Source organism: Lentzea sp. CA-135723, from assembly GCF_050936595.1.
GTDB lineage: Bacteria > Actinomycetota > Actinomycetes > Mycobacteriales > Pseudonocardiaceae > Lentzea.
The window spans coordinates 6,510,206-6,533,391 of the sequence record NZ_JBNJMK010000001.1; the positions used below are offsets into that span (position 1 = coordinate 6,510,206).

Sequence of the window (23,186 nt, forward strand, 5' to 3'; positions counted from 1 at the left end):
GACCTCGACATGTCCGTGCCTTACGGCGCACCCCAGCAGCAGCCGCCGGGTCCGGCACAGCACCAGGCACCGCCTGCGGGCCACGGGGCTCCAGGCGCCAACAACATCAACCTGGCCCAGATCCTCCCGCTGGTCGCGGCGGGTCTCGGTCTCGTCGCGTACCTCGTCGCCTTCGCGGACGACGTGAGCAGCGGCAACGTGGTCTACCTGCTCGCGGCGGGCGCGCTCGCCGGCCTGTCGCTGCTGCCGAGCGTCCCGAAGGGCTTCGTGCCGGTCGCCGCTGTCCTGGCGGCCGTGCAGACCCTGCTGCAGCTGCAGCTCATCATCAAGTCGCCGTCGATCCAGGGCCTCGACATCGTGCTGCTCATCGTGGCGCTGGTGGAGACGGCCGCGATCGTGCTCGCGTTCCTGATGGCCGAGGGCGTCGTGAAGCTCGAGCCGAAGCCCGCGAACCCGTACGCGGGTCAGCAGCAGGGGCAGCCGGGCGGCTGGAACCCGCAGTCCGGCGCGTTCCCGCAGCAGGGCGGCCAGCAGTTCGGTCAGCAGCAGGCGGCCCCGCAGCAGCAGGCACCCCAGCAGCAGGCCCAGCAGCCGTCGTTCGGCCAGCAGCAGTTCGGCCAGCAGCCGCAGCAGCCCGCGCAGCCGGGTCAGCCGCCGCAGCAGACGAGCTTCATGCCGCAGCCGGGCCAGTTCGGCTCGCCGGGCACGCCGCCCGGTGGCTTCGGCGGACCGCAGCAGTAAGGTCCGCACACCGTTCGACCTTCAGGGGTGGTGCCGGTTCTCCGGCGCCACCCCTGTTCGCATGACGCGGCGTGCCTGACCCGAATGGCTCAGGCGGCCTGACACAGTGGAGAAGTGCCCGTGCTGCAACGCGAGGTGACCCGCGAGGTCAACACCGTGCGCCCACCGGAGTTCTCCCGTTCCGAACGCACGCGCGTGCTCGTCGCGGCCGCGGTCGGATCGGTGGTGGTCGGGTACGCGGCGGTCGCCGCCGTGCTCGCGTTGATCTCCGCGACGGCCACGTACGCCCAGTTCTCCACGTCCGGGGTGCTCAGCGCCGCCGCGCCCGCGTGGCTCGCCGCGCACCACGTGCCGTTGCGCTTCGAGTCGGGCCAGCTCGGCGTGCTGCCGCTGCTCGCGACCGCGTTGCTGATGTTGCTGGTCGGCCGCACCGCCGCGGGCACCGCCGACCGCCTCGGGCTCTACGAACCGCTGCAGGCGCGCGGGGTCGTGCTCAGCATCGCCGGAGCGCACGCCGTCACCGGCGGCGCGATCGCGTTGATCATGGGTGACGGGGTCGTGCGCGCCACGCCGGCCGTCGCCTTCTTCGGCTGCGCGGCGGTGTCCGGGATCGCCGCCACGATCGGCGTCGCCCGGCGCTGCGGCCTGTACGAGGTGGTGTTCGACAAGCTCGACCCGGTGGCGCTGCACGGGCTGCGGGCCGGCTTCATGGCGTTGTTCGCGCTGGTCAGCGTGGGTGCGCTGGCGGTGGCCGCCGGGCTCGCGGTGTCGTGGCCGACGACCAGCGGGCTCTTCGCGGGCGCCGGGCCGTCGTTCGGCGTCGGGCTCGGCGTGTTCCTGCTGTGCCTCGCCTACCTGCCGAACGCGATCATCGCGGGCTTCTCCTACGTGGTGGGCGCCGGGTTCTCGATGGGCGGGGTAGAGGTCACGCCGCTGCGGTTCGTCGGCGGTGACGTGCCCCCGGTGCCGTTGCTCGCGGCCATGCCGGAGAGCGCGTACCCGTGGAGCCCCGGCGTGCTCGTCGGCGGCCTGCTGATCGGCCTGGTCGTCGGCTGGACCTGCCGCAAGGTGTCGGACCGGTCGACCTCGCGGGTGCGCGCGGTGCTGGTGGCCGCGATCACGGCGGCCGTCGGCAGCCTGGTGCTCGCCGCGACGGCCGGTGGACGGCTGGCCGGCGGCGCGTTCGACCCCGTGACGGTGCCCGCGGGCCTGCTCGCGCTGGCCGTGCTGGTCTGGGTGCTCGTGCCGGGCGCACTGGTGGCCTGGCTCGCCGGCAACCGCACGAAGGCCGCGGCGGCCGGGGTCGCCGAGTTCGTGGAACCGGACTACGACGAGGACGAGGAGGCCGTCGACCCGGACGTCGTGTTCGAGGACGACGAGCTCACCGACCAGTTCGAACAGCTCGAGGTCGTGGACGAGGACGAGTTCGAGGTCGAGGAGGACCTCGAAGACGACGACTACTACGACGAAGACGAGTACGAAGAAGAAGACGAGTACGACGACGAGGAAGACGTCGCCGACGACGTCGAGGACGTCGAAGAAGAGGACGAGGAACCGGTCGAGGACGAGGAAGACCTCGATGCGGAGTTCGACGAGATGCTGGGCATGGAGTCCGAGGAGGACCTGGACGCCAAGCCGGAACGGTGACGGCCTAAACTGCCCCTGAGCTGCTGCAACACCACGCCACGCCCAGGAGTAGACGCTGAGCACCGAACTTCGGCTTCCGACACCGGCGCGCGTCGTCGTACTCGTCTCCGGTTCCGGAACCCTCATGCAGGCGTTGCTGGACGCCGACCTGCCCGTCGAGGTGGTCGCCGTCGGCGCCGACCGCGAGAACATCGAGGGCCTCAAGCGCGCCGAACGCGCCGGGGTGCCCCACTTCGCGGTGAAGCTGCGCGACCACGCCGACCGCGACGCGTGGGACGCCGCCCTCACCGAGGCCGTCGCGTCCTACGAACCGGACCTCGTCGTGTCCGCCGGCTTCATGAAGATCATCGGAGAGCGCTTCCTCGCCCGCTTCGGCGGCCGGATGATCAACACCCACCCCGCGCTGCTGCCCGCCTTCCCCGGCGCGCACGGCGTTCGTGACGCGCTGGCGTACGGCGTGCACGTCACCGGATCGACGGTGCACCTGGTCGACGCGGGCGTCGACACGGGCCCGATCCTCGCGCAGGAGGCCGTGGCCGTCGAACCCGGCGACACCGAGGAAACCCTGCACGAACGCATCAAGGTCGTCGAACGCCGGCTGCTCGTCGAGACGGTCGGCCGGCTGGCCCGTGAGGGCTGCACCGTGAACGGACGAAAGGTGAGCATTCCGTGAGCACTCCTGCCGAGAGGCGACCGGTCCGCCGGGCCCTGATCGGGGTCTCCGACAAGGCCGGCCTGCTGGAACTGGCCACCGGCCTGCACGCGGCCGGAGTCGAGATCGTGTCCACCGGCGGCACCGCCAAGGTGCTGGCCGACGCGGGCGTCCCGGTGACGCCGGTCGAGCAGGTCACCGGGTTCCCCGAGTGCCTCGACGGCCGCGTCAAGACGCTGCACCCGCGCGTGCACGCCGGTCTGCTGGCCGACCTGCGCAAGGAGTCGCACGTCGAGCAGCTGCGCGAGATGGACATCGCGCCGTTCGACCTGCTGGTCGTGAACCTGTACCCGTTCACGCAGACCGTGGCGTCGGGCGCCTCGCCGGACGACTGCGTCGAGCAGATCGACATCGGCGGGCCCGCGATGGTCCGCGCGTCGGCGAAGAACCACGCGAACGTCGCCGTCGTCGTCGACCCGGCCCGCTACGACTGGGTGCTGGAGAACGTCCGCGAGGGCGGCTTCACGATGGCCGACCGGCAGCGCCTGGCCGCGGATGCCTTCCGCCACACCGCTTCCTACGACGTGGCCGTCGCCTCCTGGATGGGCAACGTGCTGGCGCCGGACGACGAGGGCAGCGGCTTCCCCGGCTGGGTCGGCGCCACCTGGAACCGCTCGAACGTGCTGCGCTACGGCGAGAACCCGCACCAGAGCGCCGCGATCTACGCGCAGGGCGACGGCCGGGTGGGCCTCGCGTCGGCGAAGCAGTTGCACGGCAAGGAGATGTCGTACAACAACTACCTCGACGGCGACGCCGCGTGGCGTGCCGCGTGGGACCACGAGCTGCCGTGCGTCGCGATCATCAAGCACGCCAACCCGTGCGGCATCGCGGTGTCCGAGCTGAGCATCGCGGACGCGCACCGCAAGGCGCACGAGTGCGACCCGGTCAGCGCGTTCGGCGGCATCATCGCGGCGAACCGCGAGGTCACCGTGGAGATGGCCGAGTTCGTCTCGGAGATCTTCACCGAGGTCGTCATCGCTCCGTCCTATGAGGACGGTGCGGTGGAGGTGTTGCAGCGCAAGAAGAACGTGCGCATCCTCGTGGCGGAGCCGCCCGCGCGCGGTGGTGCCGAGATGCGTCCGGTGTCCGGCGGCCTGCTGTTGCAGCAGCGCGACGCCATCGACGCGTCCGGCGACTCGCCGGCCAACTGGACCCTCGCCTGCGGCAAGCCCGCGGACGAGAAGACGCTGGCGGACCTGGAGTTCGCGTGGCGCGCCATCCGCGCCGTGAAGTCGAACGCGATCCTGCTGGCGAACGACGGCGCGACCGTCGGCGTCGGCATGGGCCAGGTCAACCGGGTCGACTCGTCGCACCTCGCGGTGAAGCGCGCCGGTGAGCGCGCTGTCGGAGCGGTCGGCGCGTCCGACGCGTTCTTCCCGTTCCCGGACGGTCTCGAGGTGCTGCTGGAGGCCGGCGTGCGCGCGGTCGTGCAGCCCGGCGGTTCGGTGCGCGACCCCGAGGTCATCGCGGCTGCCGAGAAGGCGGGCATCACGCTGTACCTGACGGGCACGCGTCACTTCGCCCACTGAGGCTCGTTGCTCGGAGTTGGGGCCGCTTCCGTCGGGGGAGTGGCCCCTTTCGCGTCTCGCCGGTCCCGTCGGGGAACGGCCGGTCCTACAGCTTGCCGACCATGTCCTCCGCGATGCCCTTCGCGGCGGCTTCGAGCTCCGCGTAGTCGGGCTTGGTGTTGGTGAACAGGCCCGCGTCCCAGCCCACGAGGTCGACCTCGACGATCAGCTCGCCCTTGCGCACGAGGACCGTCATCTCGGTGAACGCCGACGTTGTCTCGATCAGGATCACCACGGCCTCGTCGCCGAGCCCCTGGACCGGCTTCTGCAGTGCCCTGCCCTGGGTGGTGCCCGCGTGCATGGAGATGGACCGGCTGAACGCCGACTCCGCCTCCTCCCGCTCGTTGGTGACGGAGACGTCGGTGGCGCGGTGGCCGGAGCCGTCGACGCCCCTGGTCTGGTTCCACGAGCAGGTCGTGCGGACGCCCTTGGACAGCTTGGTCTCGCGGGACATCAGCCCGTTGGGGTTGGTGGTGCGCGCCTTGGCCAGTGCGGCCTCGGAGACGTTGCCGCACAACGCGGGCAGCCTGTCGGCGCGCTTCTCGTCGCCGCCGTCCTTGTTGACGTTCAGGTAGACCACGAGCCCGGTGATGGCGAGGGCCACGACCAGGACGCCCGCGAGGATGCCGATGACCAACGGCGCCTTGCTCTTCTTGGGCGGCGGCGGAGGGCCCCAGCCGGGCTGTTGAGGGTGGCCGGGGTGTGCTGGGTGGCCTGGTTGTGGCGGGTGGCCCGGTTGCTGAGGAGGGCCCGGTTGCTGAGGCCAGCCCTGCGGGGGGCCTGGTTGCTGGTGCCAGCCGTGCGGAGGCGGTTGGTTCACGGCTCCCCTTTCGCACAGCGCCGGGTCCGTGCGCTGCGCCATCAGATACAACTCGATCGTCGGCCCGCCGAGCCTCGCTCCGCGTTCCAGCAGCGCCTCCCAGCGCGCTCAGCTGCTGCTTCCCCAGGGCGTGGTACCGCTCGGGCAACCGTAGATGACCTTCCGGACCCGTGTGGCCATGTCCACCAAAAGGGTGACGCCCTGGCATTGACACAAGGGTGCGTTCACGCGCTACGATCATCTCGTTCGTTCGAACAAGAGTTCGAATAAGCAAGTCGCCGAACTTCCCGCGGCGGCCGTGCACACGGGTGCGCACGGTCCGAGACGGGAGGTGGGTGGAGTGTCCAGGTCGGCAACGGCGTCGTTGGCCGCGCTCGGGGTGAACCCGGCCAGCGAGCTGACCAGCACCACCACCGACCACGCCACGGGGCGGGTCCTGCCGGTTCGCGGGGAACTGGCGGGCCTGCTCCCGTGGGGCGGCTTGCGGCGTGGCAGCACGGTGTCGGTGGGCGGATCGACATCGTTGCTGCTCGCCCTGCTCGCGGGCGCGACCGCGGACGGCTGCTGGGCCGCCGTGGTCGGCCTGCCGCAGGTGGGTGTGCTGGCCGCGGCCGAACTGGGCGTGGCGGTGCACCGCCTGGCGCTGGTTCCCAGTCCTGGCACCGATCCCGGGCCGGTCATCGCGGCCCTGCTCGACGGCATCGACGTGGTCGCCGTCGCCTGCCCACTCCCTCCTTCCCTGGCTCGCCGCCTGACCGCGCGGGCCCGCCAACGCAGGTCGGTGCTCATCGCCTGGGGCTCCTGGCCTGCGGCGGACGTGGAGCTGACGGCGGAGTCCGTCACCTGGAACGCCCTCGACGACGGCGCGGAAACCCTGCGCCACCAACAGATCAGCGTGCGCAGTGCCGGTCGCGGGGCGGCGGGCCGCGGCAAGCACGTGCTGCTGACGTTCGGCGAAGAAGAGATCGAGCTCCCGCTGGCGGCCGGTGGACCGGCCCGTTCCGACGAGCCGGCTGATGCCGGTCCGGACCGGGCTCGCGAACCGGCCGCCAGGCGGGCAAACACCGGTGCCGGGGCGAGCGACGGCTTCACCGCCGGGCGGGCGGATGCTGGGACCGCGGTGGCCGGCGACGGAGTCACCGCCAGCCGGGCAGATGCCGGTGCTGCGGTGGCCGGCGACGGCTTCACCACCAGCCGGGCAGATGCCGGTGCCGCGGTGGCCGGCGACGGAGTCACCGCCAGGCGGCCGGGTGCGGCCGGGCCGGTGAGCGACGAGCTCACCACCAGGCGGGCGGCGGCGATCGAGCGGCTGGTCAAGCTCGCCCAGGGGAGTCCCCCGGCGTGAAGGACTCCCGCCTGCTCACCGTCTGGTGCCCTGACTGGCCCGTCGTCGCCGCCTGCACCGCCACGAACACCGCGCCCAGCGTCCCGGTGGCCGTGCTCGACGGCAACGAGATCGTGTCCACCTCTGCCGTGGCGCGCAAGGAAGGCATCCGCAGAAGCATGCGCAAGCGCGCGGCCGAGGCGATGTGTCCCGAGCTGGTGACGTTCGAGCACGACCCGCAGCGCGACGCCCGGTTCTTCGAGCCGGTGGCGGAGGCCGTCGAGGAGCTCGCCCCCGGTATCGAGGTCGTGCAGCCCGGGCTGGTCGCGGTGCCGGCGCAGGGGCCGGTCGGGTACTTCGGGTCGGCCGAGCAGGCGGCCGAACGTCTCGTCGACCACATCGCCACCAGGACCGGCGCCGAGGCGCAGATCGGGGTGGCCGAGAGCCTCTTCGCCGCCACGAAAGCCGCCCACCGCAACGTGATCGTGCCGCCGCAGAGCACGGCGGAGTTCCTGAAACCGCTGGGAGTGCACGAGCTCGACGCGCCCGAGCTGGTCGACCTGCTCAGGAGGCTCGGCCTGAAGACGCTCGGCGCGTTCGCCGAGGTGCCGGAGAGCGCGGTGGCCTCGCGGTTCGGCGGGCCCGCTGTCCGGCAGCACCGGCTGGCGCGCGGGTTGCCGGAACGACCGCTCGACAAGCGCAGGCCCGCACCCGAACTGGCCGCGGCGGAGACCTTCGACGAGCCGATCGCGCGCATCGACGCGGCGGCGTTCGCGGCACGGCACCTCGCCGAACGGCTGCACGAGAACCTCGCCGCCAGAAGCCTGGCGTGCACGAAGCTCGGCATCCTCGCGCGCACCGAGACCGACGAGGAGCTGCACCGGGTGTGGCGGGCCGCGGAACCGTTGACACCGCGCGGGATCGCCGACCGGGTGCGCTGGCAGCTCGACGGCTGGCTCACCCGCGAACGCCTCACGTCCGGCATCCGCACGCTCACCCTCGAACCGGTCGAGGTCGTCAACGGCACGGCGTTGCAGCTCGGGTTGTGGGGCCACGACGACGAACGGGCGGTGCGCGCGCTCCTGCACGTGCAGGGCCTGCTGGGTCCGGACGCCGTGCTGACCCCGGTCATCGACGGCGGCAGAGGCCCGAAGGAGCAGGTCAGGCTCGTGCCGTGGGGCGACGAGAAGACGCCCTCGCGCAACCCGGACCACCCGTGGCCAGGCCGGCTCAGCAGGGCACCGGCCACGCTCGCCGACGACCCCGCCCAGCTCGAGGACGAAGCAGGCCGGGACGTCGGCGTGACCGGACGGCTGGAGCTCACCGCGAAGCCGAAAACGCTGACCGTCAGAGGAAGAACGCGAGAGATCACCGCGTGGGCGGGTCCGTGGCCCGTCGACGAACGGTGGTGGGCGCCGGACCCGCACCGGGCCGCGCGCGTGCAGGTGCAGACGAGCGACCAGGCGTTCCTGCTGATCCGCAGGGACCAGAGGTGGTTCCTGGAAGGGGTGTACGACTGATGCAGGACGAGTACTGGGATCTGCTGGAGACCCTGATCCCGTTGCCGCGCAAGGAAACCGATGGGCTGGAATAACCCGCCGGTCCGCTGGCGGGAGCTGGAGCGGGCGCTCTCGGGCAAGCCCTACGAGCAGAAACCCGACGGCGGTGACGGTCCGGGGTGGGGAAGACACCGCGACCGCTACACCGCCCCACCGGGGTTCCGGCTGCACGCGGACGAGATGGCGGCCTCCCGCAAGCGCGTGCCGTACGCGGAACTGCACTGCCACAGCAACTTCAGCTGGCTCGACGGCGCGAGCCACCCGGAGGAGCTGGTCGAGGAGGCGCAACGGCTCAAGCTCGACGCCATCGCGATCACCGACCACGACGGCATGTACGGCGTGGTCCGCTTCGCCGAGGCGGCCAAGGAGCTCGGCATGCACACGGTGTTCGGCGCGGAGCTGAGCATCGGCCTGTCCAGGCCCGCCAACGGCGAACCGGACCCCGAAGGCGACCACCTGTTGTTGTTGGCGCGCAAGCAGGAGGGCTACCACGCGCTGTGCCGCACGCTCACCACCGGCCACCTCGACGACAACGCCGAGAAGGGCAAACCCGTCTACGACATCGACCAGATCCTGGCCGACACCAAGGGTGACGTCGTGGTGCTCACGGGCTGCCGCAAGGGAACCGTCAGAAGAGCGCTCGCGAGGGAGGGGCCGGAGGCGGCGTTCGAGGAGATCGTCCGGCTCACCGACATGTTCGGCAGGGGCCGCGTGCACGTCGAGCTGACCGACCACGGCCTGCCGGAGGACAGCAAGCGCAACGACCTGCTCAACGCCATGGCGCAACACCTTCGACTTCCGGTCGTGGCAACGAACGCGGTCCACTACGCCACCCCGGGCAGGGGCAGGCTCGCCGCCGCGATGGCCGCCGTGCGCGCGCGGAGCAGCCTCGACGACATGGCGGGCTGGCTGCCGCCGTCACCCGCCGCGTTCCTGCGCAGCGGGGAGGAGATGTTCCACCGGTTCCGCCGTTTCCCCGGAGCCGTGCACAACGCCGCGTTGCTCGGCATGCAGCTGGCGTTCGACCTGCGGCTGGTCGCGCCGAAGCTGCCGCCGTTCGACGTGCCGCCCGGCCACACCGAGATCAGCTGGTTGCGCGAGCTCACCTACAAGGGCGCGCGCCGCCGTTATCCCGACGAGAACGAGAAGGCGTTCCGGCAGATCGAGCACGAGCTGAGGATCATCGAGCAGCTCGGCTTCCCCGGCTACTTCCTCGTCGTGCACGACATCGTGAACTTCTGCCAGGAGAACGACATCCTCTGCCAGGGCAGGGGCAGCGCGGCGAACTCCGCGGTGTGCTTCGCGCTCGGCATCACCAACGTCGACGCGGTCAGGTTCGACCTGCTCTTCGAACGGTTCCTCGCGCCCGCCCGCGACGGCCCTCCCGACATCGACGTCGACATCGAGTCGGACCGGCGCGAGGAGGTCATCCAGCACGTCTACCGCAAGTACGGCCGCAGGCACGCGGCCCAGGTCGCGAACGTCATCACGTACCGCGCGCGTTCCGCCGTGCGCGACATGGCCCGCGCGCTCGGCCACTCGCCGGGCCAGCAGGACGCGTGGAGCAAGCAGATAGACAGGTGGGGGCCGCTCGGCACCACCACCGACGACTGCGACATCCCGCAGGACGTGCTGGAACTCTCCGCGCAGCTGGAGAACTTCCCGCGCCACCTCGGCATCCACTCCGGCGGCATGGTGATCTGCGACCGCGCCGTCAGCGAGGTGTGCCCGGTCGAGAAGGCGCGCATGGACAAGCGCACGGTGCTCCAGTGGGACAAGGACGACTGCGCGTCCATCGGCCTGGTGAAGTTCGACCTGCTCGGCCTCGGCATGCTCTCCGCGCTGCACTACGCGATCGACCTGGTCCGCGACCACGAGGGCGTGTCGGTGGACATGGGGGAGATCGACCTCGCCGACTCCGCCGTCTACGACATGCTGCAGAAGGCCGACTCCGTGGGCGTCTTCCAGGTGGAGAGCCGCGCGCAGATGGCGACGTTGCCGCGCCTGAAGCCGCGCGAGTTCTACGACCTGGTCGTCGAGGTCGCGCTGATCAGGCCGGGCCCGATCCAGGGCGGCTCGGTGCACCCGTACATCAGGCGCCGCAACGAGGTCGAGAAGTGGGAGTACGACCACCCGTTGCTGGAGAACGCGCTGAAGAAGACCTACGGCGTGCCGTTGTTCCAGGAACAACTCATGCAGATCGCGGTCGACGTGGCGGGCTTCACCGCCGCCGAGGCCGACGAACTGCGCCGCGCGATGGGCGCGAAGCGGTCGACCGCCAGGATGGAACGCCTGCGCGACCGCTTCTACGAGGGCTGTGCGGTGCAGGGCATCGGCGAGGAACTGGCCGGGCGCATCTACGCGAAACTGTTGGCGTTCGCCAACTTCGGCTTCCCGGAGTCGCACGCCCTGTCGTTCGCGCACCTCGTGTTCGTGAGCGCGTGGTTCAAGCTCTACTACCCGGCGGCGTTCTGCGCGGCCCTGCTCAGAGCGCAGCCGATGGGCTTCTACTCACCGCAGTCGCTGGTGATCGACGCCCGCAGGCACGGCGTGACGGTGCACGGCCCGTGCGTGAACCGCTCGCTCCCGTGGGCGGGCCTGGAGCCGTTCGAGGGCAGCAACGCCGTCCGCATCGGCCTGACCGCGGTCCGCGGCATCGGAGACGCCGACGCCGAAAGAATCGTTGCAGCACAACCGTTCCGCGACATGGAGGACTTCGGCACCCGCGTGCAGCTCACCGCAGCTCAGGTGGAGGCACTGGCCACCGCGGGCGCGTTCGCCTGCTTCGGCCTCGAACGCCGCGAGGCGCTCTGGGCGGCCGGCGCCGTCGCCGCGATCCGCTCGGACCGCCTGCCCGGCACCGTCGTCGGCGTCGACGCGCCCGCGTTGCCCGGCATGGACGACGTGGAGCTCGCGGTGGCGGACGTCTGGGCCACCGGCCTGTCCCCGGACAGCTTCCCGACCCAGTTCGTGCGGTCCACATTGGACTCGATGGGCGCACTGCCGGTGACCGCGCTGACAGACGTGGAACCAGGCACGCGCGTGCTGATCGGCGGCGCTGTGACCCACCGCCAACGACCGGCGACCGCGGGCGGCGTCACGTTCCTCAACATCGAGGACGAGACGGGGATGGTGAACGTGGTGTGCTCGCCGGGGTTGTGGGCGCGCTACCGGAGGGTGGCGCGGGGCAGCGGGGCGATGCTGGTGCGGGGAGTGGTGGAGTCGGCGGAGGGCGTGGTCAGCCTGCTGGCGGACCGGTTGCAGCACCTCGACCTGCGCATCCCGTCGAAGTCGCGCGACTTCCGCTGATCAGTCACCGGTGACGGTCTCGTGCCAGAGCGAGCCGGGGAAGACGGCCGGGATCTCGTCGGCCGGCTGCGCTTCGACCGGCGCGTTGCAGGCAGGTTCCTCCAGCGTCCTGATTCACTCACCGCCGCGCGCCACCGCCAAGTGATCTCGATGAGCAGGTCCAGGACCGTCATCGGTTCGGCGCGGATCATCATGACCCCTGCCGTCGCCCGCGACGTTGGGCACGAGCACGGGTTCGACCTCGGTCTGGAAGCGGGCGTCTTGACCTCGTCGTTCGGAAGGCCCCACCTGGCGAGGGCGTCGAGGTCGCGTTCCGGTCGCCGTCATCGCCTCGACCAGCCGCTCTTCCCCCAGAGACATGCGGCGAAGCGTAGTTCCCCTGCCAGGATTCGAACCTGGTCCTCCCGCGTAACAGTCGGGCGTGCCTCCGCCAGCACTTCAGAGGACATGGGGCCGTGCGAAATCAGTCGGATGCCCGCGAGTCGAACGCGGTGTTTCCTCATCCCAAATGAGGCGGGTTGCCGTCTCCCTCGCATCCGCGAGTACCCCTGCCAGGAGTCGAACCTGAATCTCGGCGTTCGTAGCGCCGCACTCTCTCCATTGAGCTACAAGGGCAAGAATTAGAAATGCACAACAAAAGAGCCGCCCATCGGTTTCCCGACGGGCGGCTCCTGGTAGAGGCCGAGGTGTTCGGCGCTACAAGGAGCTCACCTGCGCAAACAGCCGCACGAACGGTAGCGCGGGGCAGTCGCCGGAGAGGCGTCGGTGCTGCAAGCCCATCATGGCGATCCCCTTTCCGTTCGGTGTGTGGCACAAGTATTGCGGTCGCGCGGGGAGTCCGTCAATCATTTTCTGCAAAAGCGGGAATTAGGCGCCGGCGAGTTGCCAGGCGCCGAACGCGCCGGTTGGGCCTACCGCGGTCTGCTTGCGTTCGTAGAGCTTCGCGTCGCCGCCGACCATCAGCACCCGGACGAAGCCGGACGCGTCACGGACCGCCGCGGGGCCGACCTCCGCGTAGCCGCCGAGGTCTTCCCACGGTGCGAACGTGTTGCCGGAGGTCTGCCGGGCCACGCTGATGCCGTAGCCGTCGTTGCGCGCGAAGGCCAGCACGCGGGCTGCTGTTCCGCCGCCGGACATCGCCGCCGACACCGGTCCCACGCCGCCCTGCCCGCCGAGGTGGGCCAGCGCGCCGAAGGTGCCGTTGCTCGACCCCTCGGCGAGCGTGCCGATGGCGCCGTCGCCGTGTTCGCGGACGAGCGCGCGCACCTTGTCGCCGTCCATCGCGAAGCCGGGCGCGTGCGTGCACTCCGGGTTCCCGATCGCCTTGTAGGCGAGCGATCCGGCCGGGTTCTGCTGCCAGTGCACGACCTTGCCGTTGGCGTCGGCGAAGACGTGCATCCGGCCGGTCGTGGACGTGAGTCCGACGGGAGGCGACACGAGCATGCCGGAGTTCCCGGACACCGCGATCCAGCCGCTCCAGGAGCCGTTGGTGTTCTGCCAGGCGTTGGCCAGGCGGTCGCTCTTGTTGACGGCGAGCAGTTCCAGCCCGCCGTCGCCGTTGAGCACGAGACCCGGCGTGCCGTACGCGGGCGAGCCGCCGTCGGGGTTGCCCACGTTGGTCCAGGAACCGAAGCCACCGCCGGCGGAGGACTGGCCGGCGACGAAGATCGAGCCGTTGTCCAGGTCCAGCGCGGCGACGTGCACGCGGCCCGCGCCGTTGAGCGCGACCGCGACACCCGGCGCGTGCGTGCCGGAACGCATCATCACCGGGCCGGTCCAGGCGCCGCCGACGGCCTGGCTCCACCACATGATCGAGTCACCGGCCGCGACGAACGCGTGCAGCTTGCCCGTGCCGTCGGTGATCGCCCACGGCGCCGCGACGGGCCACCGGTGGTAGTTGTGGTGGATGTGCTCGTCGAACGCGTCGCCGGTGAGCGGGTCGAGTGCGGCGTAGGCCTGGTAGGCCTGCAGCTTCGGGCCGGAGAGCGCGGCCGGCACGTTCCTCGGGCCTGCGGCGATGTTGTAGCAGCGGTAGCGGGTGAGCAGTGCGAAGCCGCTCGCGGTCGTGCCCTGGTAGGCCTTCGCGGCCTTCGTCGCGAACTTGGCCGCGTGGATGTGGTCGGTGTGCTCGGTGGGTTCGTTCGGGAACTTGAGGTTCGGCGACGGGTCCTGGATGCGGATCACCGTCGGCTGGTACTCGTCGAGCAGCCCGAGCAGCACGTTGTTCAGGTCGGCCTGGTTGTACCACTGCGGGGTCTGGACCGGGCCGCCCGTCGGGATGATCGTCGGCGCGGCGTAGTTCGGGTCGGCCCAGAGCTTGGCGAGCGCCTGGTTGTAGGCGGCCTGGTTGCTGCCGCCGTCGGGCAGGTTCAGGTACACCAGTTGGACGTTCGGCGCGCCGACGAGGGTGTCGACCTCGATGATCATCGTCGCGACCGTCTTGCTCGCCTTGGTCCAGTTGTTCGGCTTGCCCGCGAGCTTCGCGTACGCCTGGCGCTGCCCCTCCCGCAGCCGCGCGGCCAGCTGCTCGCGGGTCAGCGGCGGGTTCGTCGACCCGTCGTACTGGTCCGACGTCAGCACGATCGTCCGGACGGGCTGTCCGGAAAGGATGGACGGCTGGATGTCCGGGTTGATGAACAGGAGATCGTCGTCGGAGTGCGCGACGATAGTGACGAAACTGCCCCCGGTCGGCACGCTCATCGCGCGTGATCCGGCGGCGGACGCGATGCCCGTGCCGGAAATTGTGGTCGCGGCTGCGGCGGCAGCACCCGCGATCAGGACTGTTCTACGGCTGACGCAACTACTCATGGCTCCCCCAGGTTTGTTCAGTGCATGTCACCACGGGACACCGCGTCCTGGGGCGTGGTTGCACAGCCGGATCACCTAGTGGGTCTTACATCCGCGAGTAGCCCACGAACGTTACTCCGCTCTCGAAGAGTCGTGCGTCCGTGCGGCGGAACGTCCGGATGTCCGCTTTTCCGTCGAACAGCGGGATACCGCGCCCGAACACCACGGGGTGGATCTTCAGCAGCAGCGTGTCGATCTCGGGCAGCAGCTCGGCGGCCAGCTTGCCGCCGCCGCACAGCCAGATGTCGAGGCCGTCCTCCTGCTTCAGCGCCCGCACCCGTCCGACGACGTCATCGCGGATCACCTCGACGTCTTCCGGGGTGTCGGTGACCTGCGTCGACACCACGAACTGGCGCAGGTGCGCGTACGGCGAGGCCAGGCCGCCGGGCACCTGGTAGGTGTGGCGGCCCATCAGCACCGTGTCGAAGTGCTGGTTCGGGACGTCCGCGAGACCCACCGCCTCCCGGAACTGGGTCGGCACCGTCTCCGGGTAGACCGCGTTGATGCCGGCCATGTGGTCGCCTTCGAAGATGAACCCGTCGAAGGTCCCGTCCTCGGCCGCGATGAAACCGTCCAGCGTGACGGCGACGTAGTACACGAGCTTTCGCATCTGAAAGTCCCCTCAGTGTTTGATGCCGCTGCGTTTGATGCCGCTGCTCCGCAGACGGCGGCGAGTTCGCCTGGAAGCCGGTCGAACCACGACAACTGTAGTACTATGCTTGTAGTGGTTGTCAAGGAGGCGACGTGGTCAAGAACGAGGCAAGGCGCAAGGCGCTGCTGGACGCCGCGATCGACGTGCTGGCGGAGGAGGGCGCGCGGGGGCTGACCTACCGCGCGATCGACGCGAAGGCGGAGACCCCGCCGGGCACCGCGTCGAACTACTTCGCGAACCGCGAGGAGCTGATGTCCGCGGTGATGACGCGCGTGCACATCAGGCTCATGCCGTCCGACGAGTCGGTGGCCGAATCGCTCACGGCGCCGCGCGACAGGTCGCTGACCGTCAAGTTCATGCACGACATCCTGAAGCGGGCGGACGCCGACAAGGCCTGCTACCTCGCGATGATGGAGCTGCGGCTGGAGGCCACGAGAAGGCCGGAGATCCGGCAGGCGCTCACGAGGACGATCGGGGACAACCTCGAGTTCAACGTCGAGTTCAACGAGGAGGCGAAGCTGCCGGGCGACCGCCTCACCGTCATCTCGCTCTACTTCGCGATGACGGGGCTGATCTACGAACGGCTGACGCTGCCGGACGTGGTGGCGACCATGGACCTCGACGAGCTCATCGAGGTCATGGTCGACCGCGCTATCGGCTGAGCGGGCCGCCGGTGATCGTCAGCGCGACGGCGATCACCACGATGCCCAGCGTCGAGTACAGGAACGCGTCCATGCCGCGGCCGCGGATCTTGATCAGACCGGCCTGCTCGTCCGTCACGAGGATCCGCAGCACCGCCGCGACCAGCAACGACACGCCGAGCAGCACCGCGCCCTGCCGCCAGTGGTACTGGAAGATCCGGACCAGCCCGAGCGCGCCGACCCCGAGCACCAGCGCGAACGGCAGGTGCTTGCCGGGACCGGAACGCCAGCTGGTCTCGCCCATGAGCGCCTGCGCGTCAGACCGCTGCATGAGCGCGCTCGGCGGCTTCGACGGTGTTCGTGAGCAGCATCGCGACGGTCATCGGGCCCGCGCCGCCGGGGATCGGGGCGAGCCAGCCGGCCACCTCGCGCACCTCGGGAGCGACGTCGCCGACGAGACCGGCCTCGGTGCGGGTGATGCCGACGTCGACCACGGCCGCGCCGGGCTTGACCATGTCCGCGGTGATCAGGCCGGGGCTGCCGGCGCCCGCGATGACGATGTCCGCGCGGCGCACCTCCGCCGCCAGGTCCTTGGTGCCGGTGTGGCACAGCGTCACGGTGGCGTTCTCGGAGCGGCGGGTCAGCAGCAGGCCGATCGGGCGGCCCACGGTCACGCCGCGGCCGATGACGGTGACGTTCGCGCCCGAGATCGGCACGTCGTAGCGCCGCAGCAGCTCCACGATGCCGCGCGGGGTCGCGGGCAGCGCGGCGTCCTCGCCGAGCACGAGCTTGCCGAGGTTGACCGGGTGCAGGCCGTCGCCGTCCTTGGCCGGGTCGATCCGCTCCAGGATCGCGTTCGCGTTGAGGTGCTTGGGCAGCGGCAGCTGGACGATGTACGCGGTGACCTCGGGGTTCGCGTTCAGCTCGTCGATGACGGCCTCCAGCTCCTCCTGCGTGGTCTCCTCGGGCAGGTCGCGCCGGATCGACTGGATGCCGACCTTCTCGCACGCGCGGTGCTTGCCCTTGACGTAGGAGTGCGAGCCGGGGTCGTCGCCGACCAGCACGGTGGCGAGACCGACGGAGCCGGGCAGCGCGGCCACCCGCGCCTTCAGGTCCTCGAACAGCGCGTTCCGGGTTTCGTTGCCGTTGAGCAGCGTCGCAGTCACGTCCTCATCCTCCCACTGGGCAGCGCGGCCACGCCCACCGACACCAGCGTCAGCACCACGCCGATCGCCGTCGGCAACGCCAGGTGCCCGCTCACCGCGTCCAGCAGCACGGCCCCGACGAGCTGGCCGCACACGCCGCAGAGCCCGACCATCAGCACGCCGATGAACCGCACCGAGGCGATCGCGCCGCCCACCCCGACGATGCCGAGCAACCCGCCGAGGTAGAGCCACCAGCCGTCCGGGAACGCGCCGGGCACCCCGCTCCACGTCACGGCGTTGACCACCAGCAACGCCGCCGTGCCCACGCTGAAGTTGACCAGGATCGTCGCCATCGAGTTGTCGGCGGCCTCGCGCACCAGCCCGTTCACCGCCTGCTGCCAGCCCATCAGCAGACCGGCGGCCAGCGGCAGCAGCGCTAGCCACAGCCCGCCCGGCGCCGTGAACCGGTCGGACACCGCGATCGTGACGGCGATAACACCGACGGCGGCTCCGACGACACGGGTCTTAGTAATCGCCTTCGGCTCGCCGGGGCCGACCCCGAGGTTGTCCATGACCATGCTGCTCACGACCTGTCCGATCACGACCGCGACCGTGAACACCGCCACACCGATGGTCGCGACGGCGAGGCCCTGCGAGCCCACGAGCACGGCGCCGCTGATGCCGCCGACGCACTCCCACCACCGGATGCGCCGGTGGGTCAGCGCGTCGCGCAGTCGCAAGAGGCCGTTCCGCCCGGACTGTCGCGACAGGACCACCGCGAGCAGCACGAACCACCCGCCACCGAAGGAGACCAACGCCGCGAGCAGCCCGTTTCCCAGTTCGTGGGCGAGCGTTCCGTTGACGCGGGCCTGGACCGCGATGGCCACTCCACCGGCCGCGGCCAGCAGACCACCGGTCACCTGCGCGGACCGCGTCACGTCGCCTCCAGACAGATCAAAAGTGTTCTTGATCGGCTTTAAGCATGCACGTCCGCCGCGTTATGGTCGGGCCTCCACCGTTCGGCGCAGTGGCGGGGGACGTGTGCGATCCGGCGAGTTGCGGGGGAAGATGTTGGCGTGTCCGAGCCGAAGCCGTTGAACCCTACTGAGCAGGACGCTCTGGTCAAGCAGATCGGCCTGACTCTGATGCGGGCCGCACCAGAGGACTGGCGAAGCGTGATCGCGCAGTACCGCGCCACCGGCCGGTACTTCGAACTGGAGGCCGAGCTCAAGCTGCAGGACGGCTCGAAGCGCTCGTGGCAGGCGCCGCAGGAGGCCGCCTCGCTGTTCGCGCGCCTGCGGGCCGGCATGCACCGCGAGGGCCGCGGCAGCTGGACCAACGCGAGGTACCAGCTCGACCACCCCTCCAGCTACAACCTCGACTTCGACCGCGCCGAGCCGAGCTGGCAGACGCCTCCTCCGCAGCAGGCGTACGTCGACGAGATGCGCTTCTTCCCGCGTGCCGAGGAGAACATCCCGGACTGGCTGCGTCGCAGGCTGAACCCGCCGACGCCGGTGTTCCGCACCGTCCGCGTGTTCGACGGCGCCGGGCCGAACGGCCGTCCGTCGGTCAACCGCCCGCCGGTGCCGGAGCCCGAGGTCGCGCCGCTGCTCGCGTACCTGTCGAACGCGCCGGTCGCCGTGGCCGGTCGTGGCTTCGACAACGACGTGCTGCACCCCGACGCGCCGCCGGTCGTGCCGTCCGGGTTCCAGACGGACGGTGCCTGGATCTGGCCCGCCGGCGTCTCGTACTACCTGCGCAAGTACGGCGTGCCGCCCGAGCCGGAGCTGGTCGAACGCGCGCGTGCCGCCGGCTTCACGCTGCCCGAGGTGAGCGAGGAGTCGAGGCTCGCCGCCGCGGCGAACCTGGGCGCTCCCGCCGCGCCTCCCGGCACCGTCGTGCCGGTGCCCGTCGAGCCGGAGCCCGCACCCGCGCCGAAGCCCGCGCCCGCGCCGCAGCAGGAACAGCAGCCGGAGCCCGCGCCCGAACCCGCCGCGGACGCGACCCAGTTCGTCGTCGCGCCCACGTTCGAGGCCAAGAAGGAGGAGCCGGAGGAGGAGTACGACTTCGAGCCCCTCTACCCGGAGCCGCCGGTCGCCGAGGAGCCCGTCAAGCCCGTCGTGCCTCCCGCGCCGGTCATCCCGCCGTTCGCCGGCGACGGCCCGCCCTACCGGGTCGTCTTCGACTCCGACGGCGTCCCGGACACGGTCGACGACCGGACCCTGCGCGACACGTACGGCGCCGGCATGGACCTGTTCGCGCCGCACGCGGACGAGCCGGAACCCGTCGCCGAGCAGCCCGTGCGGGAGAAGGCGCAGGAGGCCCCGGCGTTCGAGGAGCGCAAGCCTGAGGAACGGATGTTCGAACCGCCGAAGCCCGAGGAGCGCAAGCCCGAGGAGCGCAGGCAGGAGCCCCCGAAGTTCGAGGACCGGACGTTCGAGCCGCCCAAGTTCGAGACCGAGCCGGAGCCGGAGGAAACCGAACCGGCCCCCGTCGACGAACACCAGGACGTGGACGCCGACGCCGAACCCGAGATCCCGACCGCCGGACCGGACGAGCCCGAGCTCCTCACGCACCACCGCGAGCCCGAGCTGCTCACGCACCACAACGAGGCCGAGCTCACCGACCACCTCGACGCGGAGACCGAGGAACGCCCGCGCGACGCCATGCAGGACACGATGGCGTGGAGCCCGGTCCTCGACGAGTCGGCCGAGAGCCCTGCCGAGGTCACCGAGGAGCACCCGGTCGTGCCCGCCGTCGAGGTGACGGCGGACGAACCGGACCTCGCCGAGGAGGAGATCGAGTCCACGACCTCCTTCGAGGCGACCAAGTTCGAGCAGGAGCCGGAGCTGTTCGAGCAGCAGCGCTTCGACGCGCAGCTCGACTCGCACTTCGAACCCGAACCGGAACCGCTGCCGGTCGTGGCCCCGCCCGCGCCGACGCGGTCCGAGGAGACCGCCGTGTTCGACGCGGCCCTGGTCGCCGCGCACGAGCCGGAACCGAAGCCGGCACCGGAACCGGAGCCAGAACCCGAACCGGAGCCGGTCAGGCCGCCGCGCCAGGTCACGCCGGAGGAGGACCGCGAGCTCGCGGGCACCCGCCGCGCGCTCGACGACCTGAACGTGCCGCACGGCGTGTTCCGCATCGGCGAGCCCGCCGACCGCACCTGGACCCTGCACCTCGACGGCGAGAGCTGGGAGGTGTGCTGGTTCGACCACGGCCCGAAGAACCCGGTGCGGTTCGACAAGGTCGAGGACGCGTCGGCGTACCTCGTCGGCAAGCTGGTGCTGGGCAACTTCCGCACGATCCCGCGGGCGCCCCAGCCGCAGCGGCCGATGACCAACGGCTTCCGCGAGGAGCCGCGCCGTGCCGGCCCGCCGCAGCGCCCGCCGATGCCGCCGGCCCCGGCGCAGGCCCCGCCGATGCCGCAGACCCAGGCGCCGACGCAGGTCCAGCAGAAGCCGGCGCCGCAGGCGGCACCGACCCAGGTGCAGCCCGTTCCGCCGCAGGCCCCGGCCCCTTCGCCGGTCGCCGCCGCGGTGGCGCAGGAGGAACCGTCGAAGCGGAAGTTCCCGATCTCGCCGCTCGCGGGCGAGCCGCCGCTGACGTTGTTCCGCCACAAGCAGATGTTCGAGCTGCCGGCGGGCACCGAGATCGACCGGTACGGCGACCAGTCCGGCAACCTCGTCTACGTGGCGGGCACGCCGTTCCCGGAACGCAGCCTCGTGCCGTCGTGGATCAACCGGCCGTACCGCGTGTACCGGTTGCGGCGGCCGCTCGAGGTGCTGACGGGCGTGGCCGTGCCGTGGTTCGAGCAGCCCGGTGGCGGCACGGCCTACCTGCTGCCGAAGGCGATCGAGGAGATGGTCGCGGACGGCGTGCTGGTGGAGATCTCCGCCGACAACTGATGTGGGCATGAGGGTGGCCGGGATTCCGTGGGATCCCGGCCACACCTGTGTGAGCAGGGATTTTATTTCGAGACGGCTTCGTTCTATATTCCCGGCGTGTTCAGATCTGGGGGACGCTGGCGCGCCGTGGTGCTCACGGTCGCGGTCAGCGCAGGAATCATCGTGCCCGCGCAGTCGGCGCAGGCGGTCAACTGGATCTCGGCCGCGGCTTTCGCCTCGTGCGTCACTGACGTACCGGTGTTCGCGGCCCGGGACAACGGCGAGTTGTGGCTTCACCCGCACCAGGGCACCAGGTCGGGCAAGGCGACCTGGGGTCAGGCGCGGCAGATCGGCTCCGGCTGGACCGGTCGCGCCCTGGCCGGCCCGAACGGCCAGGTCCTGCACGTGGAAACCGGCGGGGCGCTGAAGCGGTTCGCGTGGAACGGCACCGGCTGGACGGACGGTGCCGGGTCCGTGCTGGCCCAGGGCTGGCAGCGGTTCGCCACCACCGCGCGCGACCTCGTCACCGTCGACAGCGCCGGGGACATCTACCGCGTGGACGCCGACGGCTCGTTGCGCAGGTTCGCGCACGACGGCACCAGGTGGGTCGTCGACGGCCAGGAGCTCGCGAAGGGGTGGGACCGCTACAACCTGATCGTCGCGGCCGGTCCTGGCGTGCTCTACGCGCGCACGCCGTCCGGTGAGCTGACCCGCCACCACTACGCGGACGGGACGTGGTTGCAGCGCGACACCGTCGTCGGCCAGGGCTGGCAGCGCTTCCGCTCGGTCGGTTCCGCCGGCGGCGACACGCTGTTCGGGATCGACGGCGACCAGCTGTGGTGGCACCGGTTCGTGCCCGCGCTCGGCGAGTGGGTCAGCACGCAGTTCGGCGACACGATGCTCAGCACGTCGATGGGCGCCGGCTGGTCGTCGACCCGTGACATCGCCCCGCAGACCACTGGGTGCTCGAGCCTCAACCCGTTGGAGAAGGTCCACCGCATCGCCTCGGTCGGGGCGAGTGTGCTGCTCACCGAACGCGGGCTGCGCGAGCTGCGCGTCGCGTTGCAGCAGAGCGTCGGCCCGGACGCGCCCATCGCGAACGCCCTGGTGGCCGCGGCGAAGTTCGTGCAGGAGAACCAGGCGAAGGTCGCGCCGCTGGTCGCGAAGTACGCGGCGAACCCGCATCCGTTGGAGGACGCGGACAAGCAGGCGCTGAAGTCCGTCCTGGACGCCGCGATGGCTCCCGGCGGCCCCATGGCCGCGCTGTGGGAGATCGTCCGGCGGGAGCTCGGCACGCACGTGACCTTCGCGCAGGCCGTCGACCTCGCCAAGGCGGTTCTCGGCTGGACCGTCGAGATCACCAGGATGACCGTCGACTTCGCGAAGACGACGAAGCAGCTGCTCGACGACGTCCCCGGCATCCTGGACCAGATGCTCCAGGGCTACGCCAAGATGAACGAGGGCCTGACCGAGGTCAACGTCGTGGTCGACCAGTCCACCAAGACGCTGGGGCAGCTCAACGCCGCGATGGAGCAGATGAACTCCGGCCTCGACGTGATGAACAACGCGATCGTCGGCATCAACAGCGCCCTCAACGACATGAACGCGGCGATCACGAGCATGAACGCCGCCGTGACGAGGATGAATCGGGCCGTCGACGCGCTGAACAACGGCGGGTACGACTTCTTCAGGTCCTACCGGGTGAAGTTCGACGACCTCGACCTCTCCGGTCTCGACCGGATCTGGGGTCAGCGCGCGTCCGCCGAGGAACTGGCGAAGGCGGACAGGTGGTTCTCCCTGGCCGTCGACTTCGTGCCGTTCGCCGGTGACGCCAAGGGCATCTGGGGTGCGGTGTCCGGCCGCGACCCGCTGACGGGCGAGGAGCTGTCCGGCGCGGACCGGGCGATGGGATCGCTGTTCTTCCTGCGGTACCTCAAGAACATCCGCAAGGGCGGCGACCTGATCTACACCGGGTCGAAGCTGGAGGAGGCCAAGCGAGGCCGTGCGCTGGTCGAGAACGGCAAGTACGACTACCTCTTCGGCAAGGTCGACTCGAACTCGCACAACGCCGCGAGGTCCAGGCAGAACAAGGAACAGCTCGCGCGGATCGGCGTGCACGACACCCCGCAGGGCCGTGCGCTGATCAAGAACCACCTGGACCAGGCCGTCACGAACGACGCGAACGTCCAGCGGGTCTTCACCACCGAGCACGGTACGTTCCAGATCCGGGACTCGCTGTTCGCGGGGCCGGGAGGGTTCCTGCACTTCGAGTCGACCTGGCACGTCACGCAGGACGGGCTGCGGCTCACGACGATCATCCCGAAGGAGTAGCGC

General features: G+C 70.6%; 16 protein-coding genes and 2 tRNA genes. 10 read left to right on the top strand and 8 right to left on the bottom strand.

The window, feature by feature from the left end; all coding sequences use genetic code 11:
• Positions 1 to 9 precede the first annotated feature (9 nt).
• The 4 genes from ACQEU1_RS30415 (at position 10) to purH (ending at position 4,629) form a co-directional block, all read left to right on the top strand.
• Positions 10 to 741: a DUF5336 domain-containing protein gene (locus ACQEU1_RS30415; protein WP_433209001.1), complete on the top strand. Its 732-nt coding sequence runs from the start codon at positions 10 to 12 to the stop codon at positions 739 to 741.
• Between the two features lie 114 nt (positions 742 to 855).
• Positions 856 to 2,388 (top strand): cell division protein PerM, encoded by a 1,533-nt coding sequence (locus ACQEU1_RS30420; RefSeq protein ID WP_433209004.1) that lies wholly within the window; start codon positions 856 to 858, stop codon positions 2,386 to 2,388.
• 55 nt (positions 2,389 to 2,443) lie between these two features.
• On the top strand, positions 2,444 to 3,061 hold the full coding sequence (gene purN / locus ACQEU1_RS30425; RefSeq protein WP_433211870.1) for a phosphoribosylglycinamide formyltransferase: 618 nt from the start codon (positions 2,444 to 2,446) through the stop codon (positions 3,059 to 3,061).
• Positions 3,058 to 4,629, top strand: coding sequence for a bifunctional phosphoribosylaminoimidazolecarboxamide formyltransferase/IMP cyclohydrolase (purH, locus tag ACQEU1_RS30430; protein WP_433209007.1), 1,572 nt, complete (start codon positions 3,058 to 3,060; stop codon positions 4,627 to 4,629). Before purN ends, purH begins: the two co-directional genes overlap by 4 nt.
• Positions 4,630 to 4,714: 85 nt before the next feature.
• Here the strand turns inward: purH and ACQEU1_RS30435 are convergent, their stop codons facing one another.
• Positions 4,715 to 5,305 carry a hypothetical protein gene (locus tag ACQEU1_RS30435; RefSeq protein WP_433209010.1) on the bottom strand — a complete coding sequence of 197 codons (591 nt, stop codon included), beginning with the start codon at positions 5,303 to 5,305 and terminating at the stop codon, positions 4,715 to 4,717.
• A 523-nt stretch (positions 5,306 to 5,828) separates the two neighbouring features.
• On the opposite strand from ACQEU1_RS30435, the gene ACQEU1_RS30440 reads away from it, so the two are divergent.
• The 3 genes from ACQEU1_RS30440 to ACQEU1_RS30450 are packed head-to-tail and all read left to right on the top strand — an operon-like array spanning position 5,829 to position 11,680.
• Positions 5,829 to 6,833, top strand: a complete 1,005-nt coding sequence (locus ACQEU1_RS30440) for a hypothetical protein (RefSeq protein WP_433209013.1) — start codon at positions 5,829 to 5,831, stop codon at positions 6,831 to 6,833.
• Positions 6,830 to 8,332, top strand: a complete 1,503-nt coding sequence (locus tag ACQEU1_RS30445) for a DNA polymerase Y family protein (RefSeq protein ID WP_433209016.1) — start codon at positions 6,830 to 6,832, stop codon at positions 8,330 to 8,332. The genes ACQEU1_RS30440 and ACQEU1_RS30445 overlap by 4 nt, the downstream gene beginning before the upstream one ends.
• Before the next feature lie 60 nt (positions 8,333 to 8,392).
• Complete coding sequence (locus tag ACQEU1_RS30450; protein ID WP_433209019.1) at positions 8,393 to 11,680, top strand: error-prone DNA polymerase; 3,288 nt, start codon at positions 8,393 to 8,395, stop codon at positions 11,678 to 11,680.
• A gap of 374 nt (positions 11,681 to 12,054) precedes the next feature.
• Here ACQEU1_RS30450 and ACQEU1_RS30455 read toward each other — a convergent pair.
• The 4 genes from ACQEU1_RS30455 to ACQEU1_RS30470 form a co-directional block, all read right to left on the bottom strand.
• Positions 12,055 to 12,126, bottom strand: a tRNA-Asn gene (locus tag ACQEU1_RS30455).
• Between the two features lie 97 nt (positions 12,127 to 12,223).
• A tRNA-Arg gene (locus ACQEU1_RS30460) sits at positions 12,224 to 12,295 on the bottom strand.
• A gap of 252 nt (positions 12,296 to 12,547) precedes the next feature.
• Entirely contained in the window at positions 12,548 to 14,488 is a 1,941-nt protein-coding gene (locus tag ACQEU1_RS30465; RefSeq protein WP_433209022.1) for a PIG-L family deacetylase, read from the bottom strand.
• A gap of 85 nt (positions 14,489 to 14,573) precedes the next feature.
• Positions 14,574 to 15,137 carry a dihydrofolate reductase family protein gene (locus tag ACQEU1_RS30470; RefSeq protein ID WP_433209025.1) on the bottom strand — a complete coding sequence of 188 codons (564 nt, stop codon included), beginning with the start codon at positions 15,135 to 15,137 and terminating at the stop codon, positions 14,574 to 14,576.
• A 134-nt stretch (positions 15,138 to 15,271) separates the two neighbouring features.
• Here ACQEU1_RS30470 and ACQEU1_RS30475 point away from each other — a divergent pair, with 134 nt between their 5' ends.
• Positions 15,272 to 15,841 carry a TetR/AcrR family transcriptional regulator gene (locus tag ACQEU1_RS30475; protein WP_433209028.1) on the top strand — a complete coding sequence of 190 codons (570 nt, stop codon included), beginning with the start codon at positions 15,272 to 15,274 and terminating at the stop codon, positions 15,839 to 15,841.
• On the opposite strand, the gene ACQEU1_RS30480 is transcribed toward ACQEU1_RS30475, so the two are convergent.
• The 3 genes from ACQEU1_RS30480 to ACQEU1_RS30490 are packed head-to-tail and all read right to left on the bottom strand — an operon-like array spanning position 15,831 to position 17,903.
• A complete protein-coding gene (locus ACQEU1_RS30480; RefSeq protein ID WP_285643364.1) occupies positions 15,831 to 16,124 on the bottom strand; it encodes a DUF3017 domain-containing protein in 294 nt (97 codons plus the stop codon). The genes ACQEU1_RS30475 and ACQEU1_RS30480 overlap by 11 nt on opposite strands.
• A 13-nt stretch (positions 16,125 to 16,137) precedes the next feature.
• Positions 16,138 to 16,986, bottom strand: a complete 849-nt coding sequence (locus tag ACQEU1_RS30485; RefSeq protein WP_433209031.1) for a bifunctional methylenetetrahydrofolate dehydrogenase/methenyltetrahydrofolate cyclohydrolase — start codon at positions 16,984 to 16,986, stop codon at positions 16,138 to 16,140.
• Entirely contained in the window at positions 16,983 to 17,903 is a 921-nt protein-coding gene (locus ACQEU1_RS30490; RefSeq protein WP_433209034.1) for a DMT family transporter, read from the bottom strand. Before ACQEU1_RS30490 ends, ACQEU1_RS30485 begins: the two co-directional genes overlap by 4 nt.
• A gap of 138 nt (positions 17,904 to 18,041) precedes the next feature.
• On the opposite strand from ACQEU1_RS30490, the gene ACQEU1_RS30495 reads away from it, so the two are divergent.
• Both ACQEU1_RS30495 and ACQEU1_RS30500 read left to right on the top strand, forming a co-directional pair.
• Entirely contained in the window at positions 18,042 to 20,873 is a 2,832-nt protein-coding gene (locus tag ACQEU1_RS30495) for a glycohydrolase toxin TNT-related protein (protein WP_433209037.1), read from the top strand.
• A gap of 96 nt (positions 20,874 to 20,969) precedes the next feature.
• Positions 20,970 to 23,183: a tachylectin-related carbohydrate-binding protein gene (locus ACQEU1_RS30500; RefSeq protein WP_433209040.1), complete on the top strand. Its 2,214-nt coding sequence runs from the start codon at positions 20,970 to 20,972 to the stop codon at positions 23,181 to 23,183.
• Positions 23,184 to 23,186 lie beyond the last annotated feature (3 nt).